Source organism: Halomonas stenophila, from assembly GCF_014192275.1.
Classification (GTDB): Bacteria; Pseudomonadota; Gammaproteobacteria; order Pseudomonadales; family Halomonadaceae; genus Halomonas; species Halomonas stenophila.
The window spans coordinates 137,544-143,895 of sequence record NZ_JACHXR010000009.1; the positions used below are offsets into that span (position 1 = coordinate 137,544).

Annotated in this window: 5 protein-coding genes; 4 read left to right on the top strand and 1 reads right to left on the bottom strand. The window is 68.2% G+C overall.

Annotated features, from left to right (window positions below; translation table 11 throughout):
- The first annotated feature begins 77 nt into the window (after positions 1 to 77).
- Positions 78 to 1,820, top strand: a complete 1,743-nt coding sequence (locus tag FHR97_RS15035) for a sodium:solute symporter family protein (RefSeq protein ID WP_183384608.1) — start codon at positions 78 to 80, stop codon at positions 1,818 to 1,820.
- Positions 1,821 to 2,265: 445 nt separating this feature from the next.
- Here the strand turns inward: FHR97_RS15035 and FHR97_RS15040 are convergent, their stop codons facing one another.
- Positions 2,266 to 4,011 (bottom strand): IlvD/Edd family dehydratase, encoded by a 1,746-nt coding sequence (locus tag FHR97_RS15040; RefSeq protein ID WP_183384609.1) that lies wholly within the window; start codon positions 4,009 to 4,011, stop codon positions 2,266 to 2,268.
- A gap of 204 nt (positions 4,012 to 4,215) precedes the next feature.
- Here FHR97_RS15040 and FHR97_RS15045 point away from each other — a divergent pair, with 204 nt between their 5' ends.
- The 3 genes from FHR97_RS15045 to FHR97_RS15055 all read left to right on the top strand — a co-directional run.
- Positions 4,216 to 5,235: a TRAP transporter substrate-binding protein gene (locus FHR97_RS15045; RefSeq protein ID WP_183384610.1), complete on the top strand. Its 1,020-nt coding sequence runs from the start codon at positions 4,216 to 4,218 to the stop codon at positions 5,233 to 5,235.
- A 159-nt stretch (positions 5,236 to 5,394) separates the two neighbouring features.
- Positions 5,395 to 6,033, top strand: coding sequence for a TRAP transporter small permease subunit (locus FHR97_RS15050; protein ID WP_183384611.1), 639 nt, complete (start codon positions 5,395 to 5,397; stop codon positions 6,031 to 6,033).
- On the top strand, positions 6,030 to 6,352 hold a 323-nt coding region (locus tag FHR97_RS15055; protein ID WP_183384612.1), incomplete at its 3' end, for a TRAP transporter large permease subunit. The genes FHR97_RS15050 and FHR97_RS15055, both read left to right, overlap by 4 nt.

A 6,352-nucleotide genomic window follows, 5' to 3' on the forward strand; every position in this document is an offset into this window, starting at 1 on the left:
CATGACGCACAGAGAACGATAATCGGATGTCCGGCCTGCATCATGGCACCCCCCAACCATCCAACACGGTTTCTGCCATGGTCTATACAAGCGCCATCCTGCTGAGCCTGATCGGCTATTTCGTCATCGGCCACCTGGCCGGGCGTCGGGTCAAGCACCTCGACGACTACCTGGTCGCCGGGCGCAACGCCCCGACCTTTCTCATCCTCGGCACCCTGGTCGCCAGCTACCTGAGCACCAGCGCCTTCCTCGGCGAGACCGGCTTCGCCTACCAGGGCTATCCCTTCGTGATGCTGATCTTCGCCGCCATCAGCACCTCCGGGTGCCTGCTCGGCGCCCTGGCCTTCGGGCGCTACCTGCGGCGCAGCGGCACCCTGACGGTGCCCGAGTTCTTCGGCAAGCGCTTCGCCTCGAAGCGCGTGCAGACCATCGCCGGCCTGACCACCGTGGTGGGCCTGGGGGCCTACCTGCTGGGCGTGATGCAGGGTGCCGGCATCATGTTCGAGGAGCTCACCGGGCTGCCCTACTGGGTCGGGCTGGTGCTGGTGTGGCTGACCTACACCGGTTTCATCCTCTATTCCGGCTCGCCGGGCGTGATGCTCACCGACACGGTGATGTTCGTGATCTTCTCGGTGGCCGCCCTCGGCGGCTCGCTCTACATCATCCAGGACCTGGGCGGCTGGCACGGCGTCGTCGAGGGGCTGCTGGCCCAGGGCGACAAGCCCGACATCGCGCTGTGGCACGGTGTCCTCCAGGGCGAGGACGCGACCTTCTCGACGCCGGGCGAAGCCCTGACCTGGGGCCTGACCCTGGGCCTGGTGTGGGCCGCCGTGCTGGCAGCGAGTCCCTGGCAGTCCAGCCGCTACCTGATGGCGCGCAACGAGCACGTGGTGATGCGCTCGGCGATGCTCACCGCGGTGTCGCTGGCCGTCTTCTACGCCCTGATGATGATGACCGGCGCGGCCATCAACCTCTACGACCCCACCCTCGACGGCGAGCACGCCATGGTATGGGCCGCCCTCAACATCCTGCCGACCTGGCTGGGCGTGGTGATCCTCACCGGGGTGTTCGCCGCCGGCCTGTCTTCCTGCTCGACCTTCCTGTCGATCATCGGCTTCAGCATCTCCAACGACATCCTGCCCGCCAACCGCAGTGAGGCCGCGGCCATGCGCACCAGCCGGATCGCCGTGCTGGCGGCCGGGCTGATCGCCCTGGTGCTGGCGCTGTTCCAGCCGCCGGCGGTGATGGCCGTCGTGTGGTTCGCGGCGACCCTGTTCGCCTCTTCCTGGGGCCCGGTGGCGCTGATGAGCATCTGGAGCCGCCGGATCACCGCCGCCGGCGCCGGCTGGGGCCTGGCGGTGGGCTTCGTCGGCAACCTCATCCTGTCGCTGCTGGTCCAGGCCGGGTGGCTCGAGCTGCCGGTCTACCTGCACCCCGTGGTGCTCGGCACCCTGATGGCACTGGTGGCCATCGTGGTGGCCTCGGCGCTGACCCGGGTCAGCCAGGCCGAGCGCGACTATCGGGCCTTCCTGCATCGCGACGACGAGCACGAGCCCAGTGGCTGGATGGCCGGTTCCCGCTGGGTGGCCGCGTTCACCATGCTGTCGGGCGTCGCCGTGGGCACCTTCCTGTGGCGCCAGTACGCCGATACGCTGGCCGCCCTCGCCGGCCAGTTCGGCATCCCCGAATCCGCGGTCACCGGCGCCTACGCCCTGGCCGTCGGCTGCGGGGGCATGCTGGTCATCGCCGGGGCCGTGGGTTACCGGGTGGTACGGTCCCGGAATGCCCCGGCACACATCGCCCGTCCCGCCGAACCCTGATAACCGCCCGCCCCCTCACGACGATGCCGGTGGCGGGACAGCACCGGCATCCCCGCCGACGGCGGTATCCCCTGGCCGACATTTCGGCTCAGCCAGCCGGCGCTACCGCCACTTCCCGCGAGGCCTGCCGCAGGGCTATCGCAGTTGGATCTGGCGAGGGGCGCCGGGGACAGGTCGAAGAGGGGGTCCTACGCCAGGGGTGAGGAGCACTGCTCCGAACGGGCTGGCCATGGATGGCCAGCACCGGCCCTGCAAGCGAAGCGGGACGCGAGAGCGCCGCAGGGCGTCGGTAGCGCCCATGGAGGGGTTCACAGCGCCCCCTCGCAGACCTGTCGACGGATCAGCCCCGAGCGATAACGCTAACTGCGATAGCCTTGAGGCCTGCCGGAGGCAAGCGGCGTGGCGAGGCACCACCCCCTATCTTCGAGCCTCGCGTCCCGTCGCCTCAGTGCGAGTGGCGCGGCACGTCGGCGCCCCTCTTGCCGACCAGGAAGTCGAAGTCGCAGCCCTCGTCGGCCTGCAGCACGTGCTCGATGTAGAGCTGGCGATAGCCGCCGCTGCGGGCGATCTCCCTCGATGCCGCGGTGGGGTCGCCCTCGGCCAGCCGCGCCTCGAGTTCCGCCTCGTCGACCTCCAGGTGCAGGCGGCCGCCGTCGCAGTCGAGCTCGATCCAGTCGCCGTTGCGCACCGCCGCCAGCGGGCCGCCGGCCGACGCCTCCGGCGCGACGTGCAGCACCACGGTGCCGTAGGCGGTGCCGCTCATGCGCGCGTCCGAGATGCGCACCATGTCGGTGACGCCCTGCTCCAGCAGCTTGGACGGCAGGCCCATGTTGCCGACCTCGGCCATGCCGTGATAGCCGCGCGGGCCGCAGTTCTTCATCACCAGGATGCTGTCGGCGTCGACCGCCAGGTCGGGGTCGTTGATGCGCGCCTTGTAGTCGTCGAAGTTCTCGAACACCACGGCGCGGCCGCGATGCTGCATCAGCTCGGGGCTCGCCGCCGAGGGCTTGAGCACCGCGCCGCCCGGGGCCAGGTTGCCGCGCAGCACGCACATGCCCCCATCGGCGCGTAATGGAGCGTCGAGCGGGCGGATCACTTCGTCGTCGTAGAGCGGCGCCTCGCAGACGTTTTCCCACAGGGTCCTGCCGTTGACGGTCAGGGCGTCCTTGTGGGGCAGCCGGTCGGCCTCGCCGAGGCGCTTGAGCACCGCGGGCAGCCCGCCGGCGTAATAGAACTCCTCCATCAAAAAGCGCCCCGACGGCTGCAGGTCGACGATGGTCGGCGTGCCGCGGCCGATGCGCGTCCAGTCATCCAGCGCCAGGTCGACGCCGATGCGCCCGGCGATGGCCTTGAGGTGGATCACCGCGTTGGTCGAGCCGCCGATCGCCGCGTTGGTGCGGATGGCGTTCTCGAAGGCCTCGCGGGTCAGCACCTTCGACAGCCTGAGGTCCTCGTCGACCATCTCGACGATGCGGTTGCCGGACAGGTGCGCCAGCACGTAGCGCCGCGAGTCCACCGCCGGGATCGCCGCGTTGTGGGGCAGCGAGGTGCCCAGCGACTCGGCCATGCAGGCCATGGTCGAGGCGGTGCCCATGGTGTTGCAGGTCCCCGCCGAGCGCGACATGCCGGCCTCGGCGGCCATGAAGTCGTGAATCGAGATCTTGCCCGCCTTGACCTGCTCGGAGAGCTGCCAGACCACGGTCCCCGAGCCGATGTCCTTGCCCTCGTGCTTGCCATTGAGCATCGGCCCGCCGGTGACCACGATGGTCGGCAGGTCGCAGCTCGCCGCGCCCATCAGCAGCGCCGGGGTGGTCTTGTCGCAGCCCACCAGCAGCACTACCGCGTCCATGGGGTTGCCGCGGATCGCCTCCTCGACATCCATGCTCGCCAGGTTGCGGGTGAACATCGCCGTGGGCCGCAGGTTGGACTCGCCGTTGGAGAACACCGGGAACTCCACCGGATAGCCACCGGCCTCGAGGATGCCCTTCTTGACGTGCTCGGCGATCTTGCGGAAGTGGGCGTTGCAGGGCGTCAGCTCCGACCAGGTGTTGCAGATGCCGATGATCGGCTTGCCCTGGAACTCGTGGTCGGGAATGCCCTGGTTCTTCATCCAGCTGCGGTACATGAAGCCGTTCTTGTCGGCGCTGCCGAACCATTCGGCACTGCGCAACCGGCGCTTGCTGTCGGTCATGGGAAGCTCTCCTTCATCGTGTCTCGCGGCCTGTCTGTCGCCTCGAACGTGGGCGGCCTGGCCATGACGGTAGCCTGACGGCGGCGCGTAGTCGATACATACGAAAGTATATGTTGAACAAATATGGCATATGTACAACATTTAAGCCCGGTAACGACAAGACAGACGCCACGACACAACAACCCGCTTCGATGGAGAGATCAGATGCCCCACCTCAAGCCCAGCCTGCTGCTCACCGGCACGGCGCTGATGCTCGGCCTGTCCACGGCCCAGGCGGCGGAGTACGAGTGGAAGTTCCAGGCCTCGGAGACCGCCGGGGAACCCAGCTTCAAGATCAAGCAGGAGTGGGCCGACAAGATCGAGACCATGACCGATGGCCGGGTGCACATCGAGATCCTGCCGATCAACTCGGTGGTCGGCCCCACCGAGACCCTGCAGGCGGTGTCCTCCGGCATCCTCCAGGGCCACATGACCGACCCCAGCTACTTCTCGGGCCAGAATCCCGCCTTCGGCATGCTGGGCAACCTGGTCGGCGCCTGGAGCAACTCCTACGACTTCCTGGAGTACATGAAGTACGGCGGCGGCGAGGCGCTCTACAACGAGCTGGCCAACCCCTACGGCACCCAGCTGATCAGCGCGGCGACCTTCCCCCTGGAGTCGATCCCCTCCACCGTGCCGATCGAGTCCATCGATGACTTCGAGGGGCTCAAGATCCGCGCGCCCCAGGGCATGGTCTACAACATCTTCGAGCGCATCGGCGCCACGCCGGTCAACCTGCCGGGCTCGGAGGTCTACACCGGCCTGGAGAAGGGCGTGATCGACGCCGCCGACTCCACGGTGCTGTCCAACAACGACGCCATGGGGATCCACGAGTTCGCGCCCTACCCCCTCTACCCGGGCTTTCACTCCATGCCGATGATCGCCGTGTCGCTCAACAAGGAGATCTGGGACGGCCTGCCCGACGAGTTGAAGACCACCCTCGAGACCGCCTTCGACGGCATGGCCTACGACCTGATCGCGCGCCTCAAGGCACAGGACATCGAGACGCTGCAGGCGCTCAACGACAACCCGGACGTCACCCCCATCGACCTGTCCGCCGAGGAGCGCAAGCGCTTCCGCCAGGCCGCCGAACAGGAGTGGCGCGAGTGGGCCGGCAAGAACGAGATGACCCGGAAGGTCTACGACTCGGCCACCGCCTTCCTGGAATCCCGCGGCCTGCTGTAACCCCGGCGACCACCCCCCGACGGGGTTCCAGGGACCCGTTCTATCGCAGTTGGCGAGGGGCGCCGGGGGCAGGCCTGCCGCCGGGATAGCCCCGATCCTTAACGGCCCCGTTGGTTTTCTTCTGACCATGGCGGCGCCTCGGCGCCGCCCGGAGGAGTCATGTCTCCCAAGAATCACGACGACCGCCTCCCCGTCGACGAGGGGCACGTCGCCGGCGACGAGGAGGAACTCTCCGCGGCCACCGCCGGCGAGCCGGAACATGCCCATGCCCCCGTGCGCGGCGTCTTCGACCGCGGCGTGATCCGGGCCGCCCGCGGCGCCGCCTGGCTGGTGTTCATCGCCATGGCGATCAGCGTCTATGAGGTCATCATGCGCTACGCCTTCGGCTCGCCGACCTCCTGGGTGCATGAAAGCGTGGTCATGCTGGTGGCGGTCGGCTTCGCCCTCGGCGGCCCCGCGGCCCTGGCCTGCAATCGGCATATCCGGGTGCGGGTGCTCTACGACAGCGTCGGTCCCCAGGCCAAGCTGTGGCTCGACCGCTTCAATGACCTGGTGACCTTCCTGTTCTGCCTGGGCATGACCTACGCCGCCTATACCATGTTCTGGTCGGCTTCCCACAACCCGCTGGGCGAGTGGCAGCTGGAGCGCTCCGGCACCTCCTGGAACCCGCCCATCCCGGCGCTGGTGAAGGGCGTGATCCTGCTGGCGCTGGCGATCATGTGCGTACAGGCCTTCCTGCATCTGATCCGCGCGCTGCGCCGCCGTCCCGATATCGCATCTCGAGGGGGGCAATCATGACGATCGCCGACGGAACCCTGCTGCTGGTGGGCCTGATCTTCGCGCTGCTGGTCACCGGCCTGCCGCTGGCCTTCATCACCGGCCTGGTGGCGCTGGCCTTCACCTTCGGCTGGTTCGGCCCCGACGCCCTGCCGCTGGTCACCAGCCGGGTCTACGGCTTCGTCACCGAGTACTCGCTGGTGGCGGTGCCGATGTTCGTGCTGATGGCCTCGCTGCTCGACCGCTCGGGCATCGCCAAGGACCTGTTCAACGCCATGCGCGTGTTCGCCGGCCGCCTGCCCGGCGGCGTGGCGGTGCAGACCATCGTGGTGGCCTTCTT